At 74.6% G+C, this 13,335-nt stretch carries 14 protein-coding genes; 13 read left to right on the plus strand and 1 reads right to left on the minus strand.

All coding sequences use genetic code 11. From position 1 onward, the window contains the following. Positions 1-322 (minus strand): sigma factor (locus Asi02nite_RS19160; RefSeq protein WP_275410362.1); only part of this gene is annotated, 322 nt, incomplete at its 3' end. Positions 323-515: 193 nt separating this feature from the next. On the opposite strand from Asi02nite_RS19160, the gene Asi02nite_RS19165 reads away from it, so the two are divergent. From Asi02nite_RS19165 to Asi02nite_RS19225, 13 genes are all read left to right on the plus strand, one after another. After that, positions 516-1,178: a nucleotidyltransferase family protein gene (locus tag Asi02nite_RS19165; protein WP_203714784.1), complete on the plus strand. Its 663-nt coding sequence runs from the start codon at positions 516-518 to the stop codon at positions 1,176-1,178. 32 nt (positions 1,179-1,210) lie between these two features. Next, entirely contained in the window at positions 1,211-2,026 is an 816-nt protein-coding gene (gene uraD, locus Asi02nite_RS19170; RefSeq protein WP_203714957.1) for a 2-oxo-4-hydroxy-4-carboxy-5-ureidoimidazoline decarboxylase, read from the plus strand. A gap of 5 nt (positions 2,027-2,031) precedes the next feature. Then, on the plus strand, positions 2,032-2,889 hold the full coding sequence (pucL, locus tag Asi02nite_RS19175; RefSeq protein ID WP_203714786.1) for a factor-independent urate hydroxylase: 858 nt from the start codon (positions 2,032-2,034) through the stop codon (positions 2,887-2,889). 2 nt (positions 2,890-2,891) lie between these two features. Then, complete coding sequence (locus tag Asi02nite_RS19180) at positions 2,892-3,749, plus strand: FAD binding domain-containing protein (protein WP_203714788.1); 858 nt, start codon at positions 2,892-2,894, stop codon at positions 3,747-3,749. Further along, positions 3,746-4,213, plus strand: coding sequence for a (2Fe-2S)-binding protein (locus tag Asi02nite_RS19185; protein ID WP_203714790.1), 468 nt, complete (start codon positions 3,746-3,748; stop codon positions 4,211-4,213). Before Asi02nite_RS19180 ends, Asi02nite_RS19185 begins: the two co-directional genes overlap by 4 nt. Then, entirely contained in the window at positions 4,210-5,562 is a 1,353-nt protein-coding gene (locus Asi02nite_RS19190) for an 8-oxoguanine deaminase (RefSeq protein WP_203714792.1), read from the plus strand. The genes Asi02nite_RS19185 and Asi02nite_RS19190 overlap by 4 nt, the downstream gene beginning before the upstream one ends. Next, on the plus strand, positions 5,559-7,811 hold the full coding sequence (gene pucD, locus Asi02nite_RS19195) for a xanthine dehydrogenase subunit D (protein WP_203714794.1): 2,253 nt from the start codon (positions 5,559-5,561) through the stop codon (positions 7,809-7,811). Before Asi02nite_RS19190 ends, pucD begins: the two co-directional genes overlap by 4 nt. Next, the gene (locus tag Asi02nite_RS19200; RefSeq protein ID WP_203714796.1) at positions 7,808-8,989 is read left to right on the plus strand and encodes a DUF6986 family protein; all 1,182 of its coding nucleotides are present in this window, start codon (positions 7,808-7,810) and stop codon (positions 8,987-8,989) included. The genes pucD and Asi02nite_RS19200 overlap by 4 nt, the downstream gene beginning before the upstream one ends. Continuing rightward, positions 8,977-10,293 carry an allantoinase AllB gene (gene allB, locus Asi02nite_RS19205; RefSeq protein WP_203714798.1) on the plus strand — a complete coding sequence of 439 codons (1,317 nt, stop codon included), beginning with the start codon at positions 8,977-8,979 and terminating at the stop codon, positions 10,291-10,293. Before Asi02nite_RS19200 ends, allB begins: the two co-directional genes overlap by 13 nt. After that, entirely contained in the window at positions 10,290-11,321 is a 1,032-nt protein-coding gene (gene alc, locus Asi02nite_RS19210; protein WP_203714800.1) for an allantoicase, read from the plus strand. The genes allB and alc overlap by 4 nt, the downstream gene beginning before the upstream one ends. 4 nt (positions 11,322-11,325) lie before the next feature. Beyond that, a complete protein-coding gene (gene sepF / locus Asi02nite_RS19215; protein WP_203714802.1) occupies positions 11,326-11,547 on the plus strand; it encodes a cell division protein SepF in 222 nt (73 codons plus the stop codon). An 85-nt stretch (positions 11,548-11,632) separates the two neighbouring features. Then, the gene (locus Asi02nite_RS19220; RefSeq protein ID WP_203714804.1) at positions 11,633-11,935 is read left to right on the plus strand and encodes a hypothetical protein; all 303 of its coding nucleotides are present in this window, start codon (positions 11,633-11,635) and stop codon (positions 11,933-11,935) included. A gap of 21 nt (positions 11,936-11,956) precedes the next feature. Continuing rightward, positions 11,957-12,712, plus strand: coding sequence for a hypothetical protein (locus tag Asi02nite_RS19225; RefSeq protein WP_203714806.1), 756 nt, complete (start codon positions 11,957-11,959; stop codon positions 12,710-12,712). Positions 12,713-13,335 lie beyond the last annotated feature (623 nt).

Here is a 13,335-nt window from a genome sequence, read left to right on the forward strand (position 1 = left end):
GGCGCTTGAGCTCGCCGATGATGGTCGGGATCGCGTAGCCGGCGAAGTCGACGCCGCGGCTGGGGTCGAACTTGTCGACCGCCTTGATGAGGCCGACGGCGGCGGTCTGGAGCAGGTCGTCGGTGGGCTCGCCACGGCCGCTGTAGCGGTGGGCGAGGTGGTTGGCCAGGGGGAGCCAGGCCTCGATGGTGCGGTCGCGCAAGGCCGCCCGGGAGGGGTGCGTCGGGGGCAGTGCGGCGAGGGCGGTGAGCAGCTCGGTCGCGGTGTCGGTGAGCGGGGCGGTGCGCGTCTCGTCGACCTTCTCCACCGTCTGCACGGTCATCGGGGGGACCTCCTGCAGTTGATATGTGCCTGAAGCTGAATGTTGCTATGGAGCACGGACTGGCCGTTCGGCACTCACCGTAGCCTGTTCGTCCAGCGAAAAGCTAGCCGAACGGCCGATGGATATAACACGCGAATGGGGCATAGCGGGGTGTATTACTGAAGATTTTCGACTCCGACTAGGGTGATGGGGCATGACCGCCGGGCTCGTTCTCGCCGCCGGAGCCGGTCGCCGGTACGGCGGCCCGAAGGCGCTCGTCCGCCGCGACGGGGCCCTGCTGGTCGAGCGCGCGGTCGCCACGGCCCGTGCGGGCGGCCTCGCCCCGGTCTATGTCGTGGTCGGTGCGGCCGCCGACCGGGTCCGCGCCGAGGCCGACCTCGGCGACGCGGTGCTCGTCGACAACCCCGACTGGCCGACTGGCATGGGCTCGTCCCTGCGGGCCGGCCTGGCCGCGCTCCGGGAGACCGAGGCTGAGGCGGCCGCCGTGCTGCTGGTCGACATGCCCGGCATCACCGCCGCCGCGATCGCCCGGGTCACCGACGGTGCCGGCCCGCAGACGCTGGCGATGGGCGGCTACGACGACCGCCGCGGCCATCCGGTCGTGCTCGGGCGTGGCCACTGGGTGGGCGTCGCCGACACCGCGGCCGGGGACGCCGGCGCCCGCGCCTACCTGCGCGCCCACGCGGCCGCCGTCACCGTCGTGCCGTGCGGCGACGTCGCCGACGACACCGACCTGGACACCCCCGACGACATCGGCCCGGACACCCCCGACGACATCGGCCCGGACACCCCCGACGACCAGGACACGCCGTCGCCGGGTGCGGAACGCCTTGATCGGGGGCGCGCGCTGGAGTAGTCATTCGGTATCCGCTTCACGAGGAGGACGTCATCGGCGACGTCGACCGTTTCAACCGGCTCCCGCCCGCCGAGGCCGAGCGCGAGTTGCTCGCCTGCTGCGCGGCACCCGTCTGGGCGGAGGCGGTCGCCGCCGGCCGCCCGTACCCCGATCGCACCGCCCTGCTGGCCGCGGCCGACGCCGCGCTGCGCCGGCTCACCTGGAACGACGTCTCGCTCGCGATCGCCGCGCACCCGCGGATCGGCGAGCGCCCGAGCGGCGGCGACCGCGAGTCCAACTGGTCGCGGCAGGAGCAGTCCGGAGTGGCGGCCGACGCCGACACGCTGACCGCCCTCAAGCGGGCCAACCTCGACTACGAGCGCCGCTTCGACCACGTCTTCCTCGTCTTCGCGACCGGGAAGTCGCAGGCCGAGATCCTCGACGCGCTGCGGCACCGGCTCGACAACGACGCGGCCACCGAGCAGCGGGTCGTCCAGGAGGAGCTCCGCAAGATCGCGCTGCTACGGCTGGAGCGGCTGGTCACCGACCCGACGGCGCCGCTCACGACCCACGTGCTCGACCTCGAGCGCGGCCGGCCCGCGGCGGGTGTCGCGGTGCGCCTCGAACGCGGCGCGGAGATGCTGGCCAAGGGCCGCACCGACGACGACGGCCGGCTCCGCGAGTGGGTGCCGGCGGAGGGCTGGGCGGCCGGCGACTACCGGCTCGTCTTCGACGTCGCCGGCTACCTCGACGGCGCGACGTTCTTCCCCGAGGTCACCGTCGGTTTCCGGGTCACCGCACCCGACCAGCACCACCACGTGCCGCTGCTGCTCAACCGGCACGGCTACACGACCTACCGGGGGAGCTGACGGCGATGGCGATCACCCTGGGCGACAACCAGTACGGCAAGGCCGGGGTCCGCCTCGTCCGGGTGGCCCGCGACGGGCCGCGGCACGAACTGCGCGACCTGACCGTCAGCGTCGCGCTGGCCGGCGACCTGGCCGCCGCGCACCAGGGTGACAACAGCGGCGTGCTGCCGACCGACACCCAGAAGAACACGGTGTACGCGTTCGCGAAGCGCTACGGCGTCGGCGAGCCGGAGGCGTTCGGCCTGCTGCTGGCCCGGCACTTCGTCGACACCCAGCCGACGATCCACCGGGCCCGGGTCGACCTGACCGAGCACCCGTGGTCGCGCCTCGGCCCGCACTCGTTCGCCCGCGACGGCGGCACCACCCGGCACGCCACCGTGACCGTCACCGCGGAGGCGTCCCACGTGGTCAGCGGGCTGTCGGGGCTGGTGCTGCTGAACACCACCGACTCGGAGTTCCACGGCTACGTGCGCGACGGCTACACGACGCTGCCGGAGGCCACCGACCGGATCCTGGCGACCGAGGTCCAGGCGCGCTGGCGCTGGGCGGCGGTCGGCTCCGGCCCGTCATGGTCGACCTCCTGGCAGGGCGTACGCGACGAGTTGGTGGCCGCGTTCGTCGAGACCTACAGCTACTCGCTCCAGCAGACGCTGTACGCGATGGGCAGCCGGGCGCTGGAGAAGCACCCGGAGATCGCCGAGGTGCGGCTCACGCTGCCCAACAAGCACCACTTCCTGGTCGACCTGGCGCCGTTCGGGCTCGGCAACGACAACGAGGTGTACGTCGCCACCGACCGCCCGTACGGCCTGATCGAAGGCACCGTGCTGCGCGACGACGTGCCGCCTGCCCCGGAAGCGTGGTGACCATGGAGTTCCTGCAGCCGGCCGACTGGGCCGAGGCATTGGCCGTGAAGGCGGCCCACCCCGACGCGCTGCCGATCGCCGGCGGCACCGACGTGATGGTCGACCTCAACTTTGACCGCGCCCGCCCCGGCGCGCTGCTCGACCTCACCCGGGTGACCGACCTGACCGACTGGGGCACCGACGGCGACTGGCTGCGGGTCGGCGCCGGCGTCACCTACCGGCGGCTGATCGACGAGCTGGCCGGCCGGGTGCCGGGGCTGGCGCTGGCGTCCCGCACGGTCGGCTCGCCGCAGATCCGCAACCGCGGCACGGTCGGCGGCAACCTCGGCTCCGCCTCGCCGGCCGGTGACGCGCACCCGGCGCTGCTCGCCGCCGGCGCGCTGGTCGAGCTCGCCTCGGTGCGCGGCACCCGGCGGGTGCCCGTCACCGAGTACTTCACCGGCCCGAAGCGCTCGGTCCGCACGCCCGACGAGCTGATCGCCGCGTTCCTGGTGCCGGCCCGGCCGGGCGCCGAGCAGTTCGCCAAGGTCGGCACCCGTAACGCGATGGTGATCGCGGTCTGCTCGTTCGCGCTCTCCCTCGACGCCGCGACCCGCACGGTCGGCACCGGGATCGGCTCGGCCGGCCCGACACCGCTGCGGGCCACCGAGGCGGAGGCGTTCCTCGCCGCCGAGCTGCCGTGGGAGACGCGCGGCGCGGTGCCGGAGAGCGTGGCGGCCCGGTTCGGCGAGCTGGTCGGGTCGGCCGCTCGGCCGATCGACGACGTGCGCGGCAGCGCCGACTATCGACGGCACGCGCTGGCGGTGCTGGCCCGGCGGGCGCTCGCCTGGGCCTGGACGGATCCGGGAGGTGCGGTGTGAGGGTCACCTGCGTGGTCAACGGCGAGACCCGCGAGGCCGACGACGTCTGGCCCGGCGAGAGCCTGCTGTTCGTGCTTCGCGAACGGCTCGGCCTGCCCGGCGCCAAGAACGCCTGCGAGCAGGGGGAGTGCGGCTCCTGCACGGTCTATCTCGACGGTCAGCCGGTGTGCGCCTGCCTGGTGGCGGCCGGGCAGGCTCAGGGGCGCACCGTCACCACGGTGGAGGGGCTCGCGCCCGGCTCCGGCGAGGAGCAGCTCGACCGGGTGCAGCGGGCGTTCCTCGCGACCGGCGCCGTGCAGTGCGGTTTCTGCACGCCGGGCCTGATCGTCGCGGTGCACGACCTGCTGGCCCGCGACCCGGCGCCGAGCGACCCCGACATCCGCGAGGCGCTGGCCGGCAACCTGTGCCGGTGCACGGGCTACGAGAAGATCATGGAAGCCGTACGGCTGGCGGCGACGTCATGATCCTCATCGAGAACTGCGCGGTCGCGACCGTCGACGCCGACGGCACCGAGTACGCCGACGGGCACGTGGTGATCGGTGACGACGGCCGGATCGCCGCGGTCGGCGCCGGGCACGCCGGCCGCTACCAGTCGATCCGCCGCATCGACGGCACCGGATGCCTGCTCGCCCCCGGCCTGGTCAACACCCACCACCACCTCTACCAGTGGGCGACCCGCGGGCTGGCCCAGGACGGCACGCTGTTCGAGTGGCTGACCACGCTCTACCCGATCTGGGCCGGGATCGACGCCGAGATCGTGTCGGCGACGACCGCGGCCGGGCTCGGCTGGCTGGCCCTGTCGGGCTGCACGACCAGCACCGACCACCACTACGTCTACCCGGGCGGCGCCGGTGACCTGATGGCCGCCCAGGTCGAGGCGGCCCGCGAGGTCGGCCTGCGGTTCCACCCGACCCGCGGCTCGATGGACCTGGGCCGGTCGGCCGGCGGCCTGCCGCCCGACGAGGTCGTGGAGAAGACCGACGAGGCGCTCGCGGCCACCGAGGAGGCGATCAACCGCTACCACGACCCCGCGCCCGACTCGCTGCTGCGGATCGCGGTCGCGCCCTGCTCGCCGTTCTCGGTCACGGGCCGGCTGATGGAGGAGGCGGCGGCGCTGGCCCGGCGGCACGGCGTGCGGCTGCACACCCACCTGGCCGAGACGGCCGACGAGACCGACTTCTGCCGCAAGCAGTTCGACTGCACGCCGGTCGAGTACGCGGAGCGGGTCGGCTGGCTCGGCGAGGACGTCTGGCTCGCCCACGCGGTGCACCTCGACGACGCCGCGATCGCCAAGCTCGCCGCCACCGGCACCGCGGTCGCGCACTGCCCGAGCTCCAACGCCCGCCTCGGCGCCGGCCTGGCCCGGGTCCGCGACCTGCTCGACGCCGGCGTGCCGGTCGGTCTCGGTGTCGACGGCGCCGCGTCGCAGGAGGCCAACCAGCTCGGCGCCGAGCTGCGGCAGGCGCTCTACACCGCCCGGCTGCGCGGCGGGCCGACCGGGCTGACCGCCCGCGAGGCGCTGCGGCTCGGCACGATGGGCGGGGCCCGCTGTCTCGGCCGCGAGGCGGAGCTCGGCTCCATCGAGAAGGGCAAGCTGGCCGACCTGGCCCTGTGGCGGCTCGACGACCTCGGGCACGCCGGCATCGACGACCCGGTCGCCGCGCTGGTGTTCGGCCCACCGGCCACATTGGAGCTGCTGACGGTCGGCGGCCGGACCATCGTGGAGTACGGCGAGCTGCGGACCGCCGACGACCGGGACCTGACCCGGCGCAGCCGGCGGGCGCACCGCACACTGATGCGGAGGGCGCGATGACCGTCAGCACCGTGGCGCCGGCGACCGTCGAGGGCGGCGTGGGCACGTCGGCCCGCCGCCCGGACGGCATCCTCAAGGTGGCCGGCGAGTTCGCGTACTCGTCCGACCTGTGGGCCGACGAGATGCTCTGGGGCGCGACCGTCCGCTCGCCGCACCCGAGCGCCGAGATCCGCGCCATCGACATCACGGCGGCGGTCGCGCTGCCGGGCGTCTACGCCGTGCTCACCGCCGCCGACGTGCCCGGCGCCCGCCACTACGGCCTCGAGGTGGTCGACCAGCCGGTGCTGGCGATCGACGAGGTGCGCTACGAGGGCGAGCCGGTGGCGATCGTGGCCGCCGACCACCCGGAGACCGCCCGCCGCGCCGCCGCCCGGATCACCGTGGAGTACGCGGTCCGCGCCCCGGTCACCGACCCCGAGGACGCGCTGTCCCGGGGCGACCTCGTGCGGCACGTTCCCGTGCGCCGCTTCGCGTCGGCCGGTGGCACCGCGCTGACCGCCGACGTCGTGGTCACCGGGACCTACGAGGTCGGCATGCAGGACCAGGCGTTCCTCGGCCCGGAGTCGGGGCTCGCGGTGCCGGCCGAGGACGGCGGGATCGACCTGTTCGTCGCCACGCAGTGGCTGCACGTCGACCAGAAGCAGGTGGCCGCCTGCCTGGGGCTGCCGGCCGAGAAGGTCCGGCTCAGCCTGGCCGGCGTCGGTGGCGCCTTCGGCGCCCGCGAGGACCTCTCGATGCAGGTGCACGCGTCGCTGCTGGCGCTGCACACCGGCAAGCCCGTCAAGATGGTGTACGGGCGGGAGGAGTCGTTCTTCGGCCACGTGCACCGGCACCCGGCCCGGCTGTCCTATGAGCACGGTGCCACCCGCGACGGGAAGCTGCTCTACGTCAAGGCCCGCATCGTGCTCGACGGTGGTGCCTACACGTCGTCGACGCCGGCCGTGGTGGCCAACGCGGCCACGCTCGGCGTCGGGCCCTACGACGTGCCGACCGTGGTGGTCGAGGCGTACGGCGTCTACACCAACAACCCGCCGTGCGGCGCGATGCGCGGCTTCGGGGCGGTGCAGGCCTGCTTCGCGTACGAGTCGCAGATGGACAAGCTCGCCGCCGAGGTCGGTCTGGACCCGGTCGAGCTGCGCCGCCGCAACGCGATGACGACCGGCTCCGTGATGCCGACCGGCCAGCTCGTGCACGGCCCGGCGCCCGTCGCGGACCTGCTCGCCCTCGTGCGGGACCGCCCGCTGCCCCCGGCGGCCACCGGCGATCCGCGCGAGCGCCCGGGCGGGGTGGCCAACACGACGCGCGGCGAGGGCGTGGTGCGCGGCGTCGGCTACGCGATCGGCATCAAGAACGTCTGCTTCTCCGAGGGCTTCGACGACTTCGCCACCGCCCGGGTGCGGCTGTCGGTCGTCGGCGGCGAGCCCGCCGTGCTGGTGCACACCGCGGCCGCCGAGGTCGGGCAGGGCCTCGTCACCGTGCAGGCCCAGATCGCCCGCACGGAGCTCGGCGTGACCAAGGTGACCGTGGCGACCGCCGACACCTCGGTCGGCAGCGCCGGATCGTCGTCGGCGTCCCGGCAGACCTACATGACCGGCGGTGCGGTGCGGGCGGCCTGCCAGGCCGTGAAGGCCACGGTGCTCGCCCGGGTCGGCCGCGCCGGCGAGCTGGCGCTGGTCGACGGCAAGGTGGTCGCCTCCGACGGCGCGGTCGTCGCGTCGCTGGTCGACCTGCTCGGCAACGACGTGGTCGAGGAGACCGTGGAGTGGCGGCACAAACCGACCCGGCCGCTGGACCCGGTAACCGGCCAGGGCGACGCCCACGTCCAGTACGCGTTCGCCGCGCACCGGGCCGTCGTCGACGTCGACACCGAGCTGGGCCTGGTGCGGGTGGTCGAGATCGCGACCGCGCAGGACGTCGGCAAGGCGGTCAACCCGCAGGCGGTCGTCGGCCAGATCCAGGGCGGCACCGCGCAGGGGCTCGGCCTCGCGGTGATGGAGGAGGTGCAGGTGGTCGACGGGGTCATCCGCAACCCGTCCTTCACCGACTACCTGATCCCGACGATCCTCGACATGCCGCCGATGGCGGTCGACGTGCTGGAGATGGGCGACCCGGACGCGCCGTACGGCCTGCGCGGCGTCGGTGAGCCACCGACCATCTCGTCGACACCGGCCGTGGTGGCCGCGATCCGGGCGGCGACCGGGCGCCCGCTGACCCGCGTCCCCGTGCGTCCGGAGCACATCGCGCTATGACCGGAAAGCTGCCGGAGTCGGTCTACCGGGAACTCGACCAGCGGCTCGCGCCCGTCGACGCGGTGCTGCGGGCCCGGGCCCGGCCCGCGGTGACCGGGCGGCAGCCGGTCCACACGGTCTACCTGCCGGCGGACAGGTTCGCGCCGTCGGTGGTCGCGGAGTGGGGTGCCGCGGCCCTCGCGGCGCTGGACGCGTCGCCGCCGCTGCCGTTCCCGGCGGAGCTGCGGGACCGGGTGGTCGCCAAGCTCGAACGCGAGCCCGTCGAGGACCTGCGGATCGACTTCGAGGACGGGTACGGCGCGCGCGGCGACGACGCGGAGGACGTGGCGGCGGCCGCGGCCGGTGCCGCCCTGCTCTCGCTCGCCCCGGCGCCGCCGTTCCTCGGCGTGCGGGTCAAGTCGCTGGAGGCGGCCACGCGGCGCCGCGCCGTGCGTACCCTCGACCTGTTCCTGTCCGCAGTGGACGGTGTCCTGCCGCCGGGCTTCGTCGTGACGCTGCCCAAGGTGAGCGCCGCCGCCCAGATCGCCGCGATGGCCACGCTCTGCGCCCACCTCGAGCAGGCGCACGGGCTGCCGGCCCGGTCGCTGCTGGTCGAGGCGCAGGTGGAGACGCCGCTCGCCGTGCTCGGGCCCGACGGCACCGCGACCGTCGCCCGGCTCGCCGTCGCCGGGGAGGGCCGGCTGGTCGGGCTGCACTACGGCACCTACGACTACAGCGCCGCGCTCGGCGTCGCGGCCGCCGAACAGAGCCTGGCCCACCCGGTCGCCGACCACGCCAAGGCCGTCATGCAGGTCGCGGTGGCCGGCACCGGCGTGCGCCTGTCCGACGGCTCGTGCAACGTGCTGCCGGTCGGTCCCGGCATCCACGCCGCCTGGCAACTGCACCACCGGCTCGTGCTGCGCTCCCTGGCGCACGGCTTCTACCAGGGCTGGGACCTGCACCCGGCGCAGTTGCCGACCCGGTACGCGGCCACGTACGCGTTCTTCCGCTCGGGCTGCCCGGCGGCGGTCGAGCGGCTCGGCGCCTACCTGGAGCGGCAGGCGGGCGGCATCCTCGACGAGCCCGCGACCGCCCGCGCGCTGGCCGGTTTCCTGTTGCGCGGCCTCGACTGCGGTGCCCTGGATCCCCCCGAGGTGCCGTTGCACCGCCAGACCCTGGAGGCGCTATGGGCCGTGTGATCCGCTCGTCGCGGGTGGTGCTGCCGGACGGCTCCGTCGAGCCGGCCGGCGTCGAGGTGTCCGACGGGCGGATCGTCGCCGTCGTGCCCGGCGCCCGGGAGGCCGACGTCGACCTCGGCGACCTCGTGCTGATGCCGGGCCTGGTCGACACGCACGTGCACGTCAACGAGCCCGGCCGCACCGAGTGGGAGGGCTTCGCCACGGCCACCCGCGCGGCGCTGGCCGGCGGCGTCACGACGATCGTCGACATGCCGCTCAACTCGCTGCCACCGACGACCTCGGCGGCGGCGCTGGCGGAGAAGCGGGCGGCGGCGGCCGGGCAGTGCCACGTCGACGTGGGCTTCTGGGGCGGTGCGATCCCCGGCAACACCGGCGACCTGGCCGACCTGCACGCGGCCGGCGTGTTCGGCTTCAAGGCGTTCCTCGCCGACTCCGGGGTGCCCGAGTTCCCGCCGGTGACGCCGGCCGAGTTGCGGGCGGCGATGGCCGCGGTCGACGCGCTGTTCGTGGTGCACGCCGAGGATCCGGCCGGGCTGCGGACGGCGCCGACCTCGCGGCGGTACGCCGACTTCGAGCAGTCCCGGCCCGGCGCGGCCGAGTGCGCGGCGGTCGCTGCCGCGCTGGACGCCGCCGAGGCGACCGGGTCGCGCGTACACGTGCTGCACGTCTCCGACGCGGACGCCGCCGCCGTGGTCGCGGCCGGCCGGGCCCGCGGCGTGCGGGTGAGCGCCGAGACCTGCCCGCACTACCTGACGCTCGACGCCGCCGACGTGCCCGACGGGGCGACCGAGTTCAAGTGCTGCCCGCCGATCCGCGGCGCGGCCAACCAGGACCGGCTCTGGGCGGCGCTGGCCGCGGGCGACCTGGACATCGTGGTCTCCGACCACTCACCGTCGACGCCGGCGCTCAAGGGCTTCGAGGCGGGCGACTTCGCGGCGGCCTGGGGCGGCATCGCCTCGCTGCAACTCGGCCTGCCTCTGGTGTGGACGGCGGCGGCCGCCCGGGGCCACGACATCGCGGACGTCGTGCGCTGGATGGCGACCGCACCGGCCGACCTGGTGGGCTTGCGCCACAAAGGACGGATCGAGCCGGGCGCCGACGCGGACCTGCTCGCCTTCGACCCGTCGGCCACCTTCACCGTCACGCCGGACGGGCTGCACCACCGGCATCCCACCACCCCGTACGCCGGGCGGCGGCTGTCCGGTGTGGTGCGTCGCGTGTGGCTGCGCGGCGTGAAGGTGACGCCGGGCGACCCGCCGCGCGGGCAGTTGCTCACCGCCGCGCTGCTGGAGGGGGCCCGATGAGCGCGCCCGACTGGCTCGCGCTGCCGGACCTGGCGTCGCGCCGGCTGGGCGGCGGTGTGGTCGGCACCAACGACGAGCTGTTCGCCGCGGCCGACAACCTCGTCACGCCGGAGCCGCCGGGCTTCACGCCGCGCACGTTCGGCCCCAAGGGCCAGGTGTACGACGGGTGGGAGACCCGCCGCCGGCGTACGCCCGGTGAGGACTGGGCGATCGTCCGGCTGGGCGCCGCCGGCGTGGTGCGCGGCCTCGTCGTCGACACGTCGTTCTTCACGGGCAACTACCCGCCCGCGGCGTCGGTCCACGGGTGCCGGCTCGACGGCCACCCGTCGCTGGACGAGCTGTCGGCGGCTGACTGGGTGCCGTTGGTGACGCACGGCGCGCTGGAGGGCGACACCGCCAACATGTTCTTCTCTTCGCAGGCCGGGTTGATCACGCACGTCAAGCTGGTGATCCACCCGGACGGGGGAGTGGCCCGGCTGCGGGTGCACGGCGAGGTCGTGCCCGACCCGACGCGCTTCCCGGACGGCTGGCTGGACCTGGCCGCGGTCGAGAACGGCGGGCGGGTGGTCGGCTGCAGCGACCTGTTCTACGGCTCGCCGGCACAGCTCGTCGAGCCCGGCCTCGCCCGGACGATGGGCGAGGGCTGGGAGACCCGGCGGCGCCGGGACGCGGGCAACGACTGGGTCGTCGTCCGCCTCGCCGCGCCGGGCCGGCTCCGGTTGGCGGAGCTCGACACGTCCCACTTCAAGGGCAACGCGCCCGGCGCGGCGTCGTTGCGCGGCGTGGACGAGCGCAAGGCCGACCCGGCCGACGAGGCCGCCTGGCGCGACCTGCTGCCCCGCACGGACCTGCGCCCGGACACCCGCCACCGGTTCGTGCTGCGTACGGACCCGGTCACCCACGTCCGGCTCGACATCCACCCCGACGGCGGGATGGCCCGGCTCCGGCTGCACGGCCACCTCGACGACGGTGTGCTCGACACGCTGCGCGCCGCGTGGGACCGATCGGCCGGTCGTGCGGGAAACTGAAACAATGCTCAAGACGCTCAGGCCGCGCAGCTACGGCGACGTGATCCACGTCGGGCACTACTTCTGCAACGACATCACCGTCGTGATGGACCTGACCGACCTCGCCGACACCGACCCGACCCCGCTCGTCGACTTCGCCGCGGGGCTGATCGTCGCCCGCGACGGCGAGATGTCGAAGCTCGCGCCGAAGGTCTTCATGCTCAAACCGCGGCGCCCGCGCTCCTGACGCGGCCGCGCGAGCGCGAAGATGCGCGGATAGGCCGCGTCCGGTGCGGGCTGCGGTGTAGGAGCGCGGCGACTAGCGTGCGGGGATGCACCGCTCGAGGATCGCGTCGTTCACGGCGGGGATGCTGGTCGCCAACGCCGCGCCGCACCTGGCCACCGCGGTCACGCGCCGGCGGCACCTCACTCCGCTGGCAGGCCGAGACTCCGGGCCGGCCGTCAACGGCGCGTGGGCGGCGCTCAACGTCGCCGTCGCGGTCGGCCTGCTCACGTGGTCCGCCCGTGGCAAGGCCGCGCGCTGGGACGCCGACCTGGTCGCGTTCGGCTTCGGCCACCTCACGTTCGCCGCCTGGATGGCCGCGAGCGAAGCGGTCGCGCCGATGAACCACTGACGCACCGTCTACTGTGGCGGCGTGCAGGACCTGGCGATCAACCTCGTGGCGAGTGCCCTCGCCGCGGTGGCGGCGTGGCTGATCCAGCGGGGCATCCGCTACCGGCGGCTGGCCCGCATGCGGGCCTTCTTCGGGCTGCGCGAGGGTGCGCCGAGCCTGCTGATCGCGGGACGGCACTGGTCGTCGCCGCGGGTGTCCAGCGTGCACCGCAACGACATGGGCGCCATCGTGGAACTCGGCGCGATCGTCAAGGAGTGCGGTGGCCGGGCCGACCTGGTGCCCGCCGCCGAGGCGCCCAAGGAGTTGGGCAAGGTCACCGAGTTCTGCATCGGCGGCCCGGAGAGCAACCCACGCACGGCGGCGCACCTGGCGGCGCTGCTGCCGGGCGTCCGGGTGACGACCTTCGAGGAGGCCGGCGAGGGGGTGCCGATCATCGTGGGCGAGGCGCGCTACGAGCGCCTACCGCACGAGGAGGCACACGTGGTCCTGGCCCGCGCGCTGCCCACCGCGCACCCGGTCTTCCTGCTGATCGGCCAGACTGCTTTGAGCAACCTCGCGGCGGCCCGCTACCTGGCGTCCCACCACCGCGACCTGCGACGCCGATACGGGGACGACTCCCCGTTCTGCCTGGTCCTGAAGGTCCGCCAGCCGGGAGCTTACGGCCCGGACCTGGTGCAAGTCGTCGCCGACGCGACGCCGACGGCCTTCGACGGCACCCCGCCGCCCGCCCTGCCGTCACAGCGCCGGCCGTGGTGGTCTGTCGGTCGGCGACCCTGAGCGCCGGCAGCGCCGCAGGCACAGGCCTCAGGCAGTTCGACGTCGTCTCGAACGGCGCGGGCCTGTTGGGCGCGCCGCAGCAGGGCACTGAACGCTCGCCGCGGTCCAATCGATGCCTGAGCGGCTTCGCTGTCACTCTCGCCAGTGAGGTCATGCAAGCGGACCGGGCCCGCGACCCGGTAGGCGCCCACAACTGGCCGAGCGCCGCGACCAGGGCTGCGGGTCTGGTGGCCGCGATTGACCGGACCCCCGCGATCGGCGCCGCGGGCCTGCGGGCCGTGACCCATGGGGCCTGCGGCCTGGTTGGGCGGTCTCGATTGGCTGGATGATCGGGATCGGCGCCGCGGGCCTGCGGGCCGGGATCCATGGGGCCTGCGGCCTGGTTGGGCGGTCTCGATTGGCTGGATGATCGGGATCGGCGCCGCGGGACTGCGGGCCGGGATCCATGGGGCCTGCGGCCTGGTTGGGCGGTCTCGATTGACTGGACGCCGCGACCAGCACCGCGGGCCTGCCGACTGTGACCTACCGGGGCCCTGCGGCCCGGTAGGGCGGCCTGGACCAACCGAGCCAGGCCACCAGGACGCCGGGCCTGGCGGCAGGTGGGGCGGCGGGCGTGACGGCGG

Origin of the sequence: Asanoa siamensis (assembly GCF_016862555.1) — a bacterium.
Taxonomy (GTDB): Bacteria; Actinomycetota; Actinomycetes; order Mycobacteriales; family Micromonosporaceae; genus Asanoa; species Asanoa siamensis.

Excerpts from the sequence above, each read along its gene's own strand:
- allB (WP_203714798.1), top strand. The coding sequence starts at position 8,977 with ATGGGCCGTGTGATCCGCTCGTCGCGGGTGGTGCTGCCGGACGGCTCC.
- Asi02nite_RS19180 (WP_203714788.1), top strand. The coding sequence starts at position 2,892 with ATGGAGTTCCTGCAGCCGGCCGACTGGGCCGAGGCATTGGCCGTGAAG.
- pucD (WP_203714794.1), top strand. The coding sequence starts at position 5,559 with ATGACCGTCAGCACCGTGGCGCCGGCGACCGTCGAGGGCGGCGTGGGC.
- Asi02nite_RS19200 (WP_203714796.1), top strand. The coding sequence starts at position 7,808 with ATGACCGGAAAGCTGCCGGAGTCGGTCTACCGGGAACTCGACCAGCGG.
- alc (WP_203714800.1), top strand. The coding sequence starts at position 10,290 with ATGAGCGCGCCCGACTGGCTCGCGCTGCCGGACCTGGCGTCGCGCCGG.
- Asi02nite_RS19165 (WP_203714784.1), top strand. The coding sequence starts at position 516 with ATGACCGCCGGGCTCGTTCTCGCCGCCGGAGCCGGTCGCCGGTACGGC.
- Asi02nite_RS19220 (WP_203714804.1), top strand. The coding sequence starts at position 11,633 with ATGCACCGCTCGAGGATCGCGTCGTTCACGGCGGGGATGCTGGTCGCC.
- sepF (WP_203714802.1), top strand. The coding sequence starts at position 11,326 with ATGCTCAAGACGCTCAGGCCGCGCAGCTACGGCGACGTGATCCACGTC.
- Asi02nite_RS19190 (WP_203714792.1), top strand. The coding sequence starts at position 4,210 with ATGATCCTCATCGAGAACTGCGCGGTCGCGACCGTCGACGCCGACGGC.
- pucL (WP_203714786.1), top strand. The coding sequence starts at position 2,032 with ATGGCGATCACCCTGGGCGACAACCAGTACGGCAAGGCCGGGGTCCGC.